This window comes from Streptomyces sp. URMC 126 (assembly GCF_051386555.1).
GTDB lineage: Bacteria > Actinomycetota > Actinomycetes > Streptomycetales > Streptomycetaceae > Streptomyces.
On record NZ_JBPQTX010000149.1, the window covers coordinates 1 to 16,520 of the forward strand.

At 70.8% G+C, this 16,520-nt stretch carries 15 protein-coding genes; 7 read left to right on the forward strand and 8 right to left on the reverse strand.

The annotated features are described in order from the left end of the window. From ACSNOK_RS18955 to ACSNOK_RS18980, 6 genes are all read right to left on the reverse strand, one after another. Positions 1–724: Tellurium resistance (locus ACSNOK_RS18955; protein WP_436781899.1), on the reverse strand; the 724-nt coding region annotated here is incomplete at its 3' end. Between the two features lie 114 nt (positions 725–838). Continuing rightward, positions 839–1,975, reverse strand: coding sequence for a DUF475 domain-containing protein (locus tag ACSNOK_RS18960; RefSeq protein WP_436781900.1), 1,137 nt, complete (start codon positions 1,973–1,975; stop codon positions 839–841). A 185-nt stretch (positions 1,976–2,160) separates the two neighbouring features. Continuing rightward, positions 2,161–2,736, reverse strand: coding sequence for a TerD family protein (locus tag ACSNOK_RS18965; protein ID WP_436781901.1), 576 nt, complete (start codon positions 2,734–2,736; stop codon positions 2,161–2,163). Between the two features lie 155 nt (positions 2,737–2,891). Further along, positions 2,892–3,467: a TerD family protein gene (locus ACSNOK_RS18970; RefSeq protein WP_185940666.1), complete on the reverse strand. Its 576-nt coding sequence runs from the start codon at positions 3,465–3,467 to the stop codon at positions 2,892–2,894. 115 nt (positions 3,468–3,582) lie between these two features. Beyond that, on the reverse strand, positions 3,583–4,041 hold the full coding sequence (locus tag ACSNOK_RS18975; protein ID WP_436781902.1) for a peroxiredoxin: 459 nt from the start codon (positions 4,039–4,041) through the stop codon (positions 3,583–3,585). Between the two features lie 183 nt (positions 4,042–4,224). Further along, on the reverse strand, positions 4,225–4,647 hold the full coding sequence (locus ACSNOK_RS18980; protein ID WP_436781903.1) for a DUF3052 domain-containing protein: 423 nt from the start codon (positions 4,645–4,647) through the stop codon (positions 4,225–4,227). Between the two features lie 471 nt (positions 4,648–5,118). Between ACSNOK_RS18980 and aceE the strand changes: the two genes are divergently transcribed. Further along, on the forward strand, positions 5,119–7,851 hold the full coding sequence (gene aceE, locus ACSNOK_RS18985; RefSeq protein WP_436781904.1) for a pyruvate dehydrogenase (acetyl-transferring), homodimeric type: 2,733 nt from the start codon (positions 5,119–5,121) through the stop codon (positions 7,849–7,851). A gap of 120 nt (positions 7,852–7,971) precedes the next feature. Here aceE and ACSNOK_RS18990 read toward each other — a convergent pair whose 3' ends face one another. Next, the gene (locus ACSNOK_RS18990; protein ID WP_436781905.1) at positions 7,972–9,567 is read right to left on the reverse strand and encodes an MFS transporter; all 1,596 of its coding nucleotides are present in this window, start codon (positions 9,565–9,567) and stop codon (positions 7,972–7,974) included. A gap of 115 nt (positions 9,568–9,682) precedes the next feature. Between ACSNOK_RS18990 and ACSNOK_RS18995 the strand changes: the two genes are divergently transcribed. The 5 genes from ACSNOK_RS18995 to ACSNOK_RS19015 all read left to right on the forward strand — a co-directional run bounded on the left by ACSNOK_RS18995 (position 9,683) and on the right by ACSNOK_RS19015 (position 15,008). Further along, positions 9,683–10,357 carry a TetR family transcriptional regulator gene (locus ACSNOK_RS18995; protein WP_436781906.1) on the forward strand — a complete coding sequence of 225 codons (675 nt, stop codon included), beginning with the start codon at positions 9,683–9,685 and terminating at the stop codon, positions 10,355–10,357. Between the two features lie 258 nt (positions 10,358–10,615). Beyond that, on the forward strand, positions 10,616–11,842 hold the full coding sequence (locus ACSNOK_RS19000; RefSeq protein ID WP_436781907.1) for an alpha/beta hydrolase: 1,227 nt from the start codon (positions 10,616–10,618) through the stop codon (positions 11,840–11,842). A gap of 84 nt (positions 11,843–11,926) precedes the next feature. After that, positions 11,927–12,793 carry a DUF4429 domain-containing protein gene (locus tag ACSNOK_RS19005; protein ID WP_436781908.1) on the forward strand — a complete coding sequence of 289 codons (867 nt, stop codon included), beginning with the start codon at positions 11,927–11,929 and terminating at the stop codon, positions 12,791–12,793. 302 nt (positions 12,794–13,095) lie between these two features. Beyond that, a complete protein-coding gene (locus ACSNOK_RS19010) occupies positions 13,096–14,334 on the forward strand; it encodes a sensor histidine kinase (protein WP_436781909.1) in 1,239 nt (412 codons plus the stop codon). Then, the gene (locus ACSNOK_RS19015) at positions 14,331–15,008 is read left to right on the forward strand and encodes a response regulator (RefSeq protein ID WP_436781910.1); all 678 of its coding nucleotides are present in this window, start codon (positions 14,331–14,333) and stop codon (positions 15,006–15,008) included. The genes ACSNOK_RS19010 and ACSNOK_RS19015 overlap by 4 nt, the downstream gene beginning before the upstream one ends. Here the strand turns inward: ACSNOK_RS19015 and ACSNOK_RS19020 are convergent. Then, on the reverse strand, positions 14,972–15,442 hold the full coding sequence (locus ACSNOK_RS19020) for a MerR family transcriptional regulator (RefSeq protein WP_436781911.1): 471 nt from the start codon (positions 15,440–15,442) through the stop codon (positions 14,972–14,974). The genes ACSNOK_RS19015 and ACSNOK_RS19020 overlap by 37 nt on opposite strands. Before the next feature lie 138 nt (positions 15,443–15,580). Here ACSNOK_RS19020 and ACSNOK_RS19025 point away from each other — a divergent pair, with 138 nt between their 5' ends. Further along, positions 15,581–16,399 carry a serine hydrolase domain-containing protein gene (locus ACSNOK_RS19025; protein ID WP_436781912.1) on the forward strand — a complete coding sequence of 273 codons (819 nt, stop codon included), beginning with the start codon at positions 15,581–15,583 and terminating at the stop codon, positions 16,397–16,399. Positions 16,400–16,520 lie beyond the last annotated feature (121 nt).

Here is a 16,520-nt window from a genome sequence, read left to right on the forward strand (position 1 = left end):
GTGTATAAGAGACAGGCCCCCACCCGTACAACCGGTCCAGCTCCGACTGGAACCCGTACACGTACCGCATCTCCCGTCGGACGACGATCTCCTTCTTGTCGTTCTCGATCAGGACCACGGCGCACGACCGCGCCTCCGGCGCGCGCTCGTGGAGCGCGACTTCGAGCCGGGGGCCGTTGCCGGGATACAGCGTCACCGTGGCCTGCGTACGGTCGAACGCCGGGGTGCCGTCATAGATGTAGACGAAGATCAGCAGTCGCTTGATCTCATCCCGGTGGTCCATGTTGATGTAGATGGTCTCCCCCGAGCCGGAGCCGAACCGGTCGTCGCCGCTGAGCTGGACGTACGGTGGAGAGTTGATGCTGCCCAGTATGGCGCCGAGTGGCTGCACTACGCCTTTCGAGCCATCCCACAGCTCGTACATACAGGCGAGGTCCAGGTCCACACTGACCATCGCCGGCCCCTGCGCCTGCACCATCTCGGGGGTGAACTTGCGGAAGGGGTGGCGCATGCCGCTCCGGGCCGGCTTCTCGTGGATGACCGTGGTGCGCATCTGCCACGACAGGTTGACCCGCATATTGCCGCTGAGCGCGCCGTTCCTGGTCAGCGAGTAGACCGGGCGGCGTTTGGTCAGCTCGACCGCGCCCGATGAGCTGTGCTGCGAGTCGAACTGCCAGGCCGCGCCGCGCCCCCAGTTGCCGAACAGCTTGTCCCGTACCGTCATCTGCTACCCCCACCCCTGGCGGTCCGGTTCCCACTCCGGAAACCGGTGAGCGGGGCGGCCGTGAGGTGATCTCACCGCCGCCCCGCTCAGAGGGTTCCCGCACAGGTACCGGGGTCACACCCCGGACGTGACCTCCTGACGGCTGCCGCCGCCGTCCCCGGCCTCGGCCTCCTTGCGGTTGCGCCGCACCGAGGACCAGAACGAGAGCGCGATCAGGGCCACGCCGATGCTGCCGGTGACGACCTCGGGGATCTCGTACTTGATGGTGGCCAGCAGGATCACGGCCAGCGCGCCGATCGCGTAGTGCGCGCCGTGCTCCAGGTAGACGTACTCGTCCAGGGTCCCCTTGCGGACCAGGAACACCGTCAACGAACGGATGTACATCGCACCGATGCCGAGGCCCAGCGCCATCACGAAGATGTCGTTGGTGATCGCGAAGGCGCCGATGACCCCGTCGAAGGAGAAGGAGGCGTCGATGACCTCCAGGTAGAGGAACATGAAGAACGCGGCCTTGCCGGCCAGTCCGACGACCGAGCCGCCGCTCTTCTTCTCCGCCGGAGCGGACTCCTCCGCCTCGTCCTCCTCGTCCTCAAGGCGCTCCTCGAAGAAGCCGGAGATACCGCCCACGACCAGGTAGGTCACCAGACCGCCGACGCCGGCCAGCAGCACCGTGGCGGCCTTGTCGATCGTGCCGTCGCCGCCGTGCACCGGGACGGAGGTGGCCACGGTGGTGGCCGCGATGATCAGCACCACCAGCGAGACGATGACCGACAGGCCCTCGACCTTGCCCAGCCGGGCGAGGAACCGCTCCACAGGGCCCAGCCACTGTATGTCGCGGTCCTCGAAGACGAAGTCCAGGAAGATCATGAGCAGGAACATCCCGCCGAACGCGGCGATGGCCGGGTGGGCGCTGGTGACCAGTTCCTCGTAGCGGTGGTGATCGTTGATCGCCACGTCGACGGCCTCGATGGGCCCGAGTTTGGCGGTGATCGCCACGATGACGACCGGGAACACCAGCCGCATGCCGAACACGGCGATGAGGATGCCCAGCGTCAGGAACATCTTCTGCCAGAAGGCGTTCATCTTCCGGAGGATGCCGGCGTTGATGACCGCGTTGTCGAACGAGAGCGAGATCTCCAGGACGGACAGGATCGCGACGAGCGCCAGCCCTTTCCACCCCCAGAGCACGCCGGCCAAGGCAAAGCCGGCCGCCGTGATGGCGAACGACCAACCAAAGGTTTTCAGGAGCACTGGCTACCCAATCCTTCGCTGCGATACTGCCCGCGCTGTGCGCGGCTTTACGAAACGTTGACCACGCAGTCTAGAGGGCCCACCCCGCAGCCGGGAGGGCCGACCTGCGGGCGCGCGCGGCACCGCCCGGGGCCACAGGGGCTCCCGTGACCACGCCGTGTGCGCCCGCGCTCACCATCCGTGTCTCACGAGACGTTGACGCCGAAGTCCAGGGCGATCCCCCGCAGGCCCGACGCATACCCCTGTCCGACCGCGCGGAACTTCCACTCGCCGCCGTAGCGGTAGACCTCGCCGAAGATCATCGCCGTCTCGCTGGAGGCGTCCTCGCTCAGGTCGTAGCGGGCCAGTTCGGAGCCGTCCGCCTGGTTGACCACGCGGATGTAGGCGTTGCTGACCTGGCCGAAGTTCTGACCGCGGAGGTCGGCCTCGTGGATGGAGACCGGAAACACGATCTTGTCGCAGGCGGCCGGGACCTTGACGAGGTCGACCAGGATCGTCTCGTCGTCGCCGTCACCCTCACCGGTGAGGTTGTCACCGGTGTGCTCGACCGAACCCTCGGGACTCTTGAGGTTGTTGTAGAAGACGAAGTACTCGTCGCCGAGCACCCGTCCGCTGGAGCACAGCAGGGCGCTGGCGTCCAGGTCGAAGTCCGCACCGGTGGTGGTACGGGCGTCCCAGCCCAGACCGACCACGATGGCGGTCAGGTTCGGCGCGTGCTTGGAGAGGGAGACGTTGCCTCCCTTGGCGAGCGTGACACCCATGGTCCTGTTCCTCCCCGAGTTGAACGTAGGTCGCCGCGCACGTCCGGCGCCGTACTCCCGGACTGCCCAGGACGGGCAGCCCGAACACGGGAGTACGGCGCCGGAGGTGAGCCGCCGCGGCCGCGCGGGCGGCCGGGCCGTCGTCAGGCCGTCGGTCAGACGTTGACGCCGAAGTCCTGCGCGATGCCGCGCAGGCCGGAGGCGTAACCCTGGCCGATGGCGCGGAACTTCCACTCCGCACCGTTGCGGTACAGCTCGCCGAAGACCATGGCGGTCTCGGTCGAGGCGTCCTCGCTCAGGTCGTAACGGGCCAGCTCGGTGTTGTCGGCCTGGTTGACGACGCGGATGTACGCGTTCCGCACCTGGCCGAAGCTCTGCTGGCGGCTCTCGGCGTCGTAGATGGAGACCGGGAACACGATCTTGTGCACATCGGCGGGGACACCGGCCAGGTTGACCTTGATGACCTCGTCGTCACCCTCGCCCTCACCGGTGAGGTTGTCACCGGTGTGCTCGACCGAACCGTCGGGGCTCTTCAGGTTGTTGAAGAACACGAAGTTCTGGTCGTTCGCGACCTTGCCCTGGTCGTTGGTGAGCAGCGCACTGGCGTCCAGGTCGAAATCCGTACCGGTGGTGGTACGGGCGTCCCAGCCGAGACCGACGATGACCGCGGTCAGGTTCGGGGCTGCCTTGGTCAGCGAGACGTTGCCGCCCTTGCTGAGACTGACTCCCACGAGTCCTCCATTGGTTCGAGGGGCCCGGCCGGCCGGCCCTGCCCCCGGTTGTGCGATGGCATCCGGTGAACGTCTGGATCCTAGTGACCGGTTCCCACCGATTACAGGGTCTTGCTCAGAGCGCGGCCAGTTCGCGGGTGTACTCGTTCAGGTCGCGCGCGTCGGGCAGCCCGTTGACGATCGTCCAGCGGACGACGCCCTGCTTGTCGATGATGAAGGTGCCGCGCAGCGCGCAGCCCTTCTCCTCGTCGAAGACGCCGTAGGCGCGGCTGACCTCGCCGTGCGGCCAGAAGTCGGAGAGCAGCGGGTAGTCGAGCTTCTCCTGCTCGGCGAAGACGCGCAGCGAGAACGGCGCGTCGTTGGAGACGGCGAGCAGCTGGACGTCGTCGTTGACGAAGGTCGGGAGCTCGTCGCGGAGGGCACAGAGCTCGCCGGTGCACACGCCGGTGAAGGCGAACGGGTAGAAGAGCAGGACGACGTTCTTCTCGCCCCGGAAGTCGGAGAGGCGGACGGTCTCGCCGTGCTGGTTCTTCAGCGCGAAGTCCGGGGCCTCGGTGCCGACGTCGATCGCCATGGTCGCATCCCTCTCTCGGCGGGCCGGCTCCGGGTCCGCGGTGCGCGGGCCCCGGCCGCCGGCGCGGGTAGGCGGCCAGTGTGTCACTGCCGCCCCGGGGGGACGCACGGCGCCCCCGGCAGCGGGGCTGCCGGGGGCGCGGTGAGGCTCGCGAAGGCCCCTGAAGACGAGGGGCGCCCGGGATCAGCGCTTGGGGGTCACCAGGCGCGTGCCGGTCCAGTCCTTGCCCACGCTGATGCTCTTGCTCTGGGAGAGGCCCGCGGTCTGGGCGGCCTCGGAGATGTCGCTCGGCTCGATGTAGCCGTCGCGGCCCGTCTTGGGGGTCAGCAGCCAGATCAGGCCGCCGTCCTCCAGCAGGCCGATGCCATCCACCAGCGCGTCCGTGAGGTCTCCGTCCTCATCCCGGAACCACAGCAGGACGACGTCGGCCACGTCGTCGTAGTCCTCGTCCACGAGGTCCTGGCCGATGAGGGACTCGATACCTTCACGGAGATCGTGGTCGACGTCGTCGTCGTAACCGATCTCCTGGACCACCTGTCCGGGCTCGAAACCCAGCCTTGCGGCGGGGTTGGTCCGCTCCTCCGCGTGGTCCGCGGTCGCGCTCACGGATTGCCTCCTGTCATCTTTCGAGAATGCTGTCGTGCCCCCCGCGTACGCGAGGCATTGGGCGTAGTCCACACGTGCCGGACGGATCGCGCAAGTACCCGCTCAGCGATCCCTCCCAAACGTTGACGTCTCATGGCAACTCCCACCATGAGGCAGCAGCCGCGAGTGATTCACACCACAGCGTTCCGCCGGGTTTGCGAAGTTACTCCCTGGGATTGCGGCGGTCGGGGCCGAACGGCCGTACGCGAGGGACCCCCATTGGGGGCGTATGGTTGCGATTTGGCCGCCGCGTGGCGGCCGCCCTCCGACGCTTCGTCTACCGAGTGGTGGTTACCGCCCAGTAGAGATGACGTTTCCGTCGCCGCGGTCCACGATGGGAGCCGGCGCGACATAAGCGAAGACAGCATGTGACCGCGTGCGCAGCAACGATTGCGCGCAAAGCACGACACACCCGAACAGCGAAGGAACAGCGTGGCTTCCGGATCCGATCGCAACCCGATCATCATTGGCGGTCTTCCCAGCCAGGTCCCGGACTTCGATCCCGAAGAGACCCAGGAGTGGCTCGACTCGCTCGACGCGGCCGTCGACGAGCGAGGCCGGGAACGTGCCCGCTACCTCATGCTTCGCCTGATCGAACGGGCGCGCGAGAAGCGTGTGGCCGTGCCCGAGATGCGCAGCACGGACTACGTCAACACCATCGCGACCAAGGACGAGCCGTTCTTCCCCGGCAACGAGGAGATCGAGCGCAAGATCCTGAACGCGACCCGGTGGAACGCGGCCGTGATGGTCTCGCGCGCGCAGCGCCCGGGGATCGGCGTCGGCGGTCACATCGCCACCTTCGCCTCCTCCGCCTCCCTGTACGACGTGGGCTTCAACCACTTCTTCCGGGGCAAGGACGAGGGCGACGGCGGCGACCAGATCTTCTTCCAGGGCCACGCCTCGCCGGGCGTCTACGCCCGCGCGTTCCTGCTGGACCGCCTGTCCGAGCAGCAGCTCGACGCCTTCCGCCAGGAGAAGTCGAAGGCCCCCTACGGCCTCTCGTCGTACCCGCACCCGCGGCTGATGCCGGACTTCTGGGAGTTCCCGACCGTCTCCATGGGCCTCGGCCCGCTGGGCGCGATCTACCAGGCCCGGATGAACCGCTACATGGAGTCGCGCGGCATCGCCGACACCTCGAAGTCGCACGTCTGGGCGTTCCTGGGCGACGGCGAGATGGACGAGCCGGAGTCGCTCGGCCAGCTGTCCCTGGCCGCGCGTGAGGGCCTGGACAACCTGACCTTCGTCGTCAACTGCAACCTCCAGCGCCTCGACGGCCCGGTGCGCGGCAACGGCAAGATCATGCAGGAGCTGGAGTCGCAGTTCCGCGGCGCCGGCTGGAACGTGATCAAGCTGGTGTGGGACCGCTCCTGGGACCCGCTGCTGGCCCAGGACCGCGACGGCATCCTGGTCAACAAGCTGAACAGCACCCCCGACGGCCAGTTCCAGACGTACGCCACGGAGACCGGCGCGTACATCCGCGAGCACTTCTTCGGCGACGACCACCGTCTCCGCAAGATGGTCGAGAACATGACCGACGACCAGATCCTGCACCTGGGCCGCGGCGGTCACGACCACAAGAAGATCTACGCGGCGTACGCGGCGGCCAAGGCCCACAAGGGCCAGCCGACCGTGATCCTGGCGCAGACGGTCAAGGGCTGGACGCTCGGCCCGAACTTCGAGGGCCGCAACGCGACCCACCAGATGAAGAAGCTCACGGTCGAGGACCTCAAGCGCTTCCGGGACCGCCTCCACATCCCGATCAGCGACAAGGAGCTGGAGTCCGGCCTGCCGCCGTACTACCACCCGGGTCGCGACTCGGAGGAGATCCAGTACATGCACGACCGCCGCAAGGCGCTCGGCGGCTACGTGCCCACCCGTGTGGACCGCTCCAAGCCGCTGAACCTGCCGGGCGACAAGGTCTACGCGCCGATCAAGAAGGGCTCCGGCCAGCAGGCGATCGCCACCACCATGGCGTTCGTCCGGCTGCTCAAGGACCTGATGCGGGACAAGGAGATCGGCAAGCGCTTCGTGCCGATCGCCCCGGACGAGTACCGCACCTTCGGCATGGACTCGCTGTTCCCGTCGGCGAAGATCTACAACCCGCTGGGCCAGCAGTACGAGGCCGTGGACCGCGAGCTGCTGCTCGCGTACAAGGAGTCCCCGACCGGCCAGATGCTGCACGACGGCATCTCCGAGGCGGGCTGCACCGCGTCGCTGATCGCGGCCGGTTCGGCGTACGCCACGCACGGCGAGCCGCTGATCCCGATCTACGTCTTCTACTCGATGTTCGGGTTCCAGCGCACCGGTGACCAGTTCTGGCAGATGGCCGACCAGCTGGCGCGCGGTTTCGTCCTCGGTGCGACCGCCGGCCGGACGACCCTGACCGGTGAGGGCCTCCAGCACGCGGACGGCCACTCGCACCTGCTGGCCTCCACCAACCCGGCCGTCGTCGCGTACGACCCGGCGTTCGGCTACGAGATCGCGCACATCGTGCAGGACGGTCTCCGCCGGATGTACGGCGAGAACGCGGAGGACATCTTCTACTACCTCACCGTCTACAACGAGCCGATCCAGCACCCGGCCGAGCCGGAGAACGTGGACGCCGAGGGCATCCTCAAGGGTCTGTACCGCTACAAGGCGGGCGAGGCCGGCGCCATCCCGGCGCAGATCCTCGCCTCCGGCGTGGCCGTGCCGTGGGCGATCGAGGCCCAGAAGATCCTCGCCGAGGAGTGGAACGTCAAGGCGGACGTCTGGTCGGCGACCTCCTGGAACGAGCTGCGCCGTGACGCCATCGCGGTGGAGGAGCACAACCTGCTCCACCCGGAGGAGGAGCAGCGCGTCCCGTACGTGACGAAGAAGCTCGCCGGCGCCGAGGGTCCGAAGGTGGCCGTGTCCGACTGGATGCGTGCCGTTCCCGACCAGATCGCGCGCTGGGTGCCGGGTACGTACCAGTCGCTGGGCGCCGACGGCTTCGGCTTCGCGGACACCCGTGGCGCGGCCCGTCGCTTCTTCCACATCGACGCGCAGTCGATCGTCCTGGGCGTGCTCACCGAGCTCGCCAAGGAGGGCAAGATCGACCGCTCGGCGCTGAAGCAGGCGATCGACCGCTACCAGCTGCTCGACGTGGCGGCGGCCGACCCGGGCGCCGCGGGCGGCGACGCGTAAGGGTCGTCCCGTAGGGCGCATGACCCGCGAATGACACACGAAGGGGCCCCGGCCGGTGAAGAACCGGCCGGGGCCCCTTCGCCCGTTCGGGCTATTCGCGAGGGCGGGGTTCGGCTGTGCTCAGATATGCGCCGCCCCCTGAGCGGCCTCGGCGTTCTCGCCGCGCCGGGTGAGCAGAGCGAGCAGCGCGGCGACGGCGGCCACGCAGCCGGCGACGACGAACGAGGTGCTCATCCCGGAGACGAAGGTCTCGTGCGCGGCCCCGGTGATCTTCCCGGCGATCTCCGGCGGGGTGCCCTTGGGCACCGGCGGGACGCCCACCTCGACCACGGCGGAGGCCGCGTCCTTCTGCTCCTTCGACAGCGGCGGCAGCCCGGCGCCGGCCCACTTCTCCGGCAGCTCGTGCCCGACGCGCGAGGCCATGACGGCGCCCAGGACGGCCGTGCCGAGGGTGCCACCGACCTGCATCGAGCCCTGCTGGAGGCCGCCGGCCAGGCCCGCGTGCTCCAGGGGCGCGTTGCCGACGATCACTTCGGTGGCGCCGACCATGACCGGGGCCAGACCGATGCCGAAGAGGGCGAACCAGACGGACATCAGGCCGGTGCCGGAGTCGACCTTCAGGGCGGACATGCCGAAGCAGGCCACGGCGGTGCACACCATCCCCACGAACAGCGGGATCCGCGGCCCGACGCGGCCGATCAGCGCACCGGCCACCGGTGAGGCGACGATCATCATGCCGGTGAGCGGCAGCAGGTGCAGGCCCGCGTCGACCGGCGTCATCCCGTGCACGTTCTGCAGGTAGAAGGTGACGTAGAAGAGGCCGCCCATGAAGGAGAAGGCCATCAGGACGATCAGGGCGGCGCCGGCGGAGAGCGGCACGGACCGGAAGAGCTTCATGGGGAGCAGGGGTTCGCGCACCCGGTTCTGCCAGAGGACGAAGGCGACGAAGCCGACCAGCGCCACGCCCAGGAAGATCAGGGTCTTGGCGTCGCCCCACTGCCACTTGGGCGCCTTGATGAGCGCCCAGACGAGGCAGAACATCGCGCCGGAGAGCAGCGCGATGCCGAGAAGGTCGAAGGAGCGGGGGGCGTTCTCGGCCCGGTGGTCCTTGAGGATGACCAGGCCCAGGACCAGGCCGAGCGCGCCCACGGGCACGTTGATGAAGAAGACGGATTGCCAGTTCACGTGCTCGACCAGCAGCCCGCCGACGATCGGCCCGCCCGCGGTGGACGCGCCGATGACCATGCCCCAGAGGCCGATCGCCATGTTGAGCTTCTCGGCCGGGAAGGTCGCCCGCAGCATGCCGAGCGCGGCCGGCATCAGCAGCGCCCCGCAGAGGCCCTGGAGCACACGGAACGCGACGACCATCGACACGCTTCCGGAGAGCGCGATGAGTCCCGAGGCGGCGGCGAATCCGGTGGTACCGATGAGGAAGATCAGGCGGTGCCCGAAGCGGTCGCCCAGCTTTCCGGCCGTGATCAGCGCGACCGCGAGGGCGAGGAGGTAGGCGTTGGTGATCCATTGGACGTCGGCGAGCGAAGCGTCCAGGTCCTTCTGGATGGCCGGGTTGGCGATGGCGACGATCGTGCCGTCGAGCGCGACCATCATCACGCCTATCGCGACCGTCACAAGAGTCAGCCAGGGATGTCCCCGCAGTCCACTCCGGGGCCCGAGGTCCGGCGGCGTCGCGTCCGCGACGGTGGTCTGAGACGTCATGGTCCGAGATTATGGCAGGCGCTGACAACTGACAAACGACTTCATGAGTCGTTATCTGACAATTGTCCAGAGCACTATTGTGACCAGCGGAAACACCGAGCAGAGGCAGGGATCCATGCAGGCGATCGACGGCGTGGCGGAGCGCGAGGCGCTCCCCGGACTGCGGGAACGCAAGAAGCAGCGGACACGGAACACCCTCACGCGGTGCGCCCTGGAGCTCTTCGCCCGCCAGGGGTACGACGGCACCACCGTCGACGAGATCGCCGAGGCCGCCGACGTCTCACAGCGCACCTTCTTCCGCTACTTCGCCAACAAGGAAGAGGTCGCGCTCGCCCTCCAGGAGGTGGAGGAGGCGGTGGCCCTCGCCGCCCTGGAGACCCGCCCGGCCGAGGAGCCGCCGCTTACCGCGATGTGCAACGCGGCCATGGCCACCTGGGAGGCGATGGGCCGCGCCATCGAGGCCGTCGTCCCGCTCGAACTGCACCTGCACACCCAGCGCATGATCGAGTCCACCCCGCAGCTGCTGGCCGCCCGGCTGCGCCGCCTCGGCCACTTCGAGGACCGGCTGGCGGCGGAGATCGCCCGCCGCGAGGGCGTCGACCTCGCCGGCGACCCCCGGCCCCGGGTCCTGGTGGCCGCGTGCAGCGGAGTGCTCCGGGCCGCGTCCCGGGTCTGGGGCGAGAAGGAGAACGGCGATCTGGACGACCTGCTCCGCCTGGTCACGGACTACCTCGGGCTGCTCGGCCCGGCCCTGACGGAGGACTGGCGGACGCCCCGGAAACCGGCCTGACGCGGCTCCGCCGGCGAAGCCCCACCCCCGCCACACGCCTCACCGGCGCGGACCCGGCCTCGGCCGGCCTCACCGGCGCGGACCCGATACGCCCCGCCGACGCGGACCCGGCACGCCCAGCCGCCGAGGACCGGCGGGGCGCCGCCCGCCCCGGCCGGAGTGAGGCAGCGCACGTATGTCCAGCGTCACTCGCGATCAAACGTGATCTCCATCACTGTCTTGGCGGACGCGCCGCCCTTTCTCCTAGGGTGGTCCGCGGTGACTTCCTTCCCGGGGCTCGGCTCCCCCTCCTCGCCGTGGACGAACACGGCCACGGTCTGGCGCGCGCTGCTGGCGCTCACCGTGGTCTTCGTCATGCTCGCCACGACCGGCTGGACGGCCGTACGCGGCCGCGGCGCGGCCGACCCGCGCCGGGCGGCGCTCAGCGCCTGGCTGCACGGCAGCGTCGCCGGACGCCCGCTGCCTTCCCCCTACGCGGACCCGGGCGTGCTCGCCCGCTTCTTCGCCGCGCTCTCCACCACCGACCGCACCCGCCTCGCCGACCGCTACCCCCTCGTCGTCGGCAACCTCAACGGCGCCCCGCTGTCCCTGCGGTACCGCGCCAACCGGACGGCCCTCGCCCAGGCCCGCGCGGTCGAGGAGCGCCGCAGCCACGACAGCGGCCTCACCCCGGTCGGCCGCAACGAGGCCAAGCGGCGCATGCACCGCTTCGACTCGCTGCTCTCCCGCGGGCGGCAGGTCCTCGCCTTCGACCCCGGCGGCAGCGGGCGCGTCGCGGAGGTCCTCGGCGACCTCGACCACGCCGAGCGGGTCTCCGTCGTGGTGCCCGGTGTCGATACGAACGTCCTCACCTTCGAGAAGAGCGGACGTCCGTACGCCGCCCCCGTCGGAATGGCCGACGCCCTCTACACCACCGAGCGCAGCATCCGCCCCGCAGCCCGCACCGCCGTCATCGCCTGGGCCGACTACACCTCCCCCGCCGGAGTGGGCGTCGACGCGGCCACCGGCAAGCTCGCCGCCGAGGGCGCGCTGCGGCTGCGCGCCCTGGTACGCGGACTGCCCGGCAGCTCCTCCGTCTCCCTCTTCTGCCACAGCTACGGCTCGGTGGTGTGCGGCGTGGCCGCCCGCGAGCTCGACCCCCGGGTCACCGACATCGCCGTGGCCGGCAGCCCCGGCATGCGCGCCCGGAACGTCTCCGAACTGCACACCAGCGCCCGGATATGGGCCATGCGGGACGCCGACGACTGGATCAGGGACGTCCCGCACCTGGAGGTCGGCGGCCTGGGACACGGCGCCGACCCCGTCTCCTCCGGCTTCGGCGCCCGCCTGCTGTCCGCCGCCGACGCCGAGGGGCACGCCGGCTACTTCGAGCCCGGCACCGTCAGCCTCGCCAACTTCGCCCGCCTCGGCGCCGGGGACACCAGCGGAATCCGCTGCTCCCCGTCCGACACCGACTGTGCCGTCGGCACCGCCCCGCTCCGCTGACGTCCCGGGCCCGGCCGGGCCCGGCATGACGCGCGTAGCGCCGGAGGGGGGACGCGCGGGCGGGCGCCGCATACGATGACCCGCATGGGTGATGTGCTGGCCGGTTTCCACACCGTCTGGGAGTTCGACACCGACTCCGTGCTCATCCGCTTCGAACGGGGGATCCGGACACCGAAGCTGCTCCAGGCGCTCGGTGAACGGCGCATCCCCTACGAGGCGCTCGCGGCGGTCGAGCAGGGCCCCGGCAGACGCGGCACGGTGGTGCTGCGCGCCGTGCCCAGGCCCGGCGCCGATCCGCTGATGGACGCCGCCGACGGCCAGCTCAAGGAGGGCACCGACCCGTACCGCCTGGTCCTGCCCGCCGAGCGCGCCACCCTCGCCGAGTACTACGCCGAGGAGATACGGGCCCGGCTCGGCCCCCACGCGGCCGAGCCCGCCGACCGCCCGCTCGTCGTCGCCCCGGAGCCGCCGCGCTCCTTCAAGGCGTACGACGGCCGGGCCTCCTTCGACGGCCGGACCGTCGCCTTCCGCTGGTTCTGGTCCGGCGCGACCTCCGCCAAGTGGAAGGCCGGCGACCAGCGCTTCTCCGTCGACGACCTCACCGACGTCCAGTGGCGCTCGCCCGACCTCATGGGCGGCCACCTGCGGCTCGTCCTCCGCGACACGGAGCGGCCCGCGCCGGGCCAGGCGGATCAGGATCCGGCCTCGGTCGTCTTCGGGATGGGATACGGGCCGGTGCACGAGTCGCTGCCGTTCGCGGCGGCGGTGCTTCAGGCCGTGCGCTCCTCCTCTCCGGCGGTCCCGGCGGCGTCCTCACCGGCCGCCGCCGCGCGGCCGGATCCGGGGGCTGTCGCGGAGCGGATCCGGCATCTGGGGGATCTGCATTCGGCGGGGTTGCTGACGGACGACGAGTTCAGCGCGAAGAAGGCGGAGTTGCTCGCGGAGCTTTAGGGGTGCCCTTCGGGTGGGGGTGCCCCGGTCCCTCCCCCAGAGGGGGGACCCCCACTTCGCCGTTTCCTGGGGCTGCGCCCCAGACCCCGCTTGTCGCGGCTTCGCCGCTCGTCCTCAAACGCCGGACGGGCTGCAAGTGCCCGCTCAGGCACGATCCAGCCCGTCCGGCGCTTGAGGACAACCGCGCGAAGCGCGGTTTCGGGGGGTTCGGGGGGCTGGCCCCCCGGGAATCGGCGAAGGGGCGGGACCGGGGCAGCAGCCCGCCGCAGGCGCCCCACCCGCACCCGTACGCTGGTCAAGCCATGCCCAAAGCCTCACGCCACCTCCGCCCCCACATCCCCCACGCCCTCACCGCCCTCCTCACCCTCATCCTCCTCCCGGTCACCGCCACGGCGCTGAAGAACGACTACGGCGTCCACCCGGGCCTCGCCCTGGTCTACGCGGCGCTGGAGACGGCCCCCCTCGTCCTCGCCGTCCGCAAACCCCTCCTCGCCTGGGCGATCACCTTCGTGGCCGGCACCGCCTGCGCCCTCACCCTGACGCCGGGGCCGCCGCACGCGAACGCCGTCTGGCCCTGGCCCCCGGCCCTGCTGATCGCCTACCTGCCGCTGCTGTTCCTGCTGGGCCTGCGCTGCCGCCCCCGCACCATGCTGGTGGCCTGGGCGGCGTACACGGCGACGAGCTACGGCTTCGAGACGGCGGCGCCCGAGCGCAGCAACGGCGCCTGGCTGATCGTGACGCTGTTCGGCGGGACGCTGCTGCTGCTGGGCTGGGCGTTGCAGCGGACGAAGCGGGCGCAGCGCGCCCTGGACGAGCAGGCGACGATCAACGAGGCCGAGCGGGCCCGCCGGACGCTGCTGGAGGAGCGCGCGCGGATCGCCCGCGAGCTGCACGACGTCGTCGCCCACCACATGTCGGTGATCACTGTGCAGGCGGACAGCGCCCCCTACCGCCTCGCCGGCCTGCCGCCGGAGGCCGCCGAGGAGTTCGGCACGATCGCCGCCACCGCGCGCGAGTCGCTGAGCGAGATGCGCCGGCTGCTGGGTGTCCTGCGCAGCGAGGACGCGGGGCAGGGCGGCGGGGAGCGGACCCCGCAGCCGGGCGTCGACCGGATCGGGCAGCTCGTCGAGGCGACCGTCCGGGCCGGGCAGCCGGTCGAGCTCGCGCTCGACAAGGACGCGGCGCCGGAGTCGCTCCCGCAGGCCGTCGACCTCTCCGCGTACCGCATCGTCCAGGAGGCCCTGGCCAACGCGGTCCGGCACGCGCCGGGCGCCGACACGCGGGTGTCGGTCACGGCGGACGACGAGGGGCTGACCGTCCTCGTCGTCAACGCGCCCGCCGGCCGCCCGCACGTACCCCTGGAGACCACCGGCACCGGCCACGGCCTGGTCGGCATGCGCGAGCGCGTCCGCCTGGTCGGCGGAACCCTCGACACCGGCCCCCTGCCGGACGGCGGCTTCCGCGTGGCCGCCCGGCTGCTGTACGCGGCGGCGCCGGAAACCCTCACCGAACCGACAGCGAAGGAAGCCCCGGCCGCATGACCATCAAGGTGATCATCGTCGACGACCAGGCGATGGTGCGGGCGGGCTTCGCCGCGCTGCTCGCCGCCCAGTCCGACATCGACGTCGTCGGGGACGCCCCCGACGGCGTCCGGGGCGTCGAACTGAGCCGGACCGTCCACCCGGACGTGGTGCTGATGGACGTCCGGATGCCGGAGATGGACGGCCTGGAGGCGGCCCGCCGCCTCCTGGACCCTCCCCCCGGCGTCGTGCACCGCCCGAAGGTGCTGATGCTGACCACGTTCGACGTGGACGACTACGTCTACGAGGCGCTGCGCGCCGGCGCCTCGGGCTTCCTCCTCAAGGACGCCCCGCCGGCCGACCTCATCTCGGCGGTCCGCGTGGTGGCGGCGGGCGAGGCGCTGCTCGCGCCGTCGGTGACCCGCCGCCTCATCGCGGACTTCGCCCGGCAGCGGCCGGCCCCGCGCCGGGACCCCTCACTGCGGCTGAAGGGCCTGACGCCGCGGGAGACGGAGGTGCTGGAGCTGATCGCCCGCGGGCTGTCCAACCAGGAGATCGCCGGGTCGCTGGTGCTGGCGGAGCAGACGGTGAAGACGCACATCGGCCGGGTGCTGGCCAAGCTGGGGCTGCGGGACCGGGCCCAGGCGGTGATCTTCGCCTACGAGTCGGGGCTGGTGACGCCGGGAGCGGCGTAGCGCTCCTCGTTCGCCCGCCGGGCCCGCGCATACCGGTCGATCTTGTGATCGAGGACGTCGAGCGTGCTCCGCAGCTCGGCCATCCGCCGCCGGACGTCCTCGCGGTGCGCGCTCAGCAGCCGTTCGCGCTCGGCCACCGTGTGCTCGCCCTCGCGCACCAGCTCGGCGTACCGGACCATGTCCGCCACCGGCATCCCGGTCAGCCGCAGCTTGCCGACCAGGTCCAGCCAGTCCAGGTCGCGGTCGGTGTACCGGCGCTGCCCGGTGTGGGAGCGGTCGACGTGCGGCATCAGCCCGATCCGCTCGTACCAGCGCAGCGTGTGGGCGGACAGTCCGGTGTACGCGGCCACCTCGCCGATCGTGTACCGGCCCCGGCCCCGGGGTCGGCGCCCGGTCCCGGCCGGTGTGGTGTCGATGGCGGTAGTGACGGTCATACGGCTCCCCCTAGTGTCCCAACGGTCCCTTCCGGCACCCTGTTCACCCCTTGGCAACGCGGAAGCGGCGCCTCACACTCCGCGCCCCCGGATCCTTGACGGAATCTTGGACCGGCCGGGTGCCTTAGGCTCGTGCTCATGGAGAGCCTGCGGAAGATCGATAACTGGCCGGTGCCGACCGCCGCGGCGGCCGTCGTACGGGCCGACGGGACGGTGGCCGGGACGCACGGACCGACCGCGCACCGCTTCGCCCTGGCCTCGGTCACCAAACCGCTCGCCGCCTACGCCGCGCTGATCGCCGTCGAGGAGGGCGCGATCGAGCTCGACGAACCGGCGGGCCCCGCCGGGTCCACGGTCCGTCACCTCCTCGCCCACACCTCCGGCCTGGCCTTCGACGAACACCGTCCGGCGGCCGAGCCCGGCACCCGGCGGCTGTACTCCAACGCCGGCTTCGAGGCCCTCGGGGACCACATCGCCAAGGCGACGGACATCCCCTTCGCCGAGTACCTGCGCCAGGCGGTCCTGGAGCCCCTCGGCATGACCGCCACCGACCTCCCCGGCTCCCCCGCCAAGGACGGCGTCTCCACGGTCGACGACCTCGTCCGCTTCGCCGCCGAACTCCAGGCGCCGCGGCTGCTCTCACCGGAGACGCTGGCCGAGGCGACGACGGTCGTCTTCCCCGGCGTGACCGGGGTCCTGCCCGGGTACGGGCACCAGCGGCCCAATGACTGGGGGTTGGGGTTCGAGCTGCGGGACGGCAAGTCGCCGCACTGGACGGGCTCCCTCAACTCCCCCCGTACGTACGGCCACTTCGGCCAGTCCGGAACGTTCCTGTGGGTCGACCCGGCGGCCGGCGCGGCGTGCGTGGCCCTGACGGACCGGGACTTCGGGGCGTGGGCGGTGGAGGTATGGCCGGCACTGTCGGACGCGGTGCTCGCCGAACTCGGCGGGAAGTAGGCCCCGCCCCCGCCCTTTCACCGTTCCTTGCGGGGGCAAGCCCCCGCACCCCCGAAGCGCGCTGCGCGCGCTGTCCTCAAACGCCGGACCGGCTATCTCAGCCCGTCCGGCGTTTGAGGAC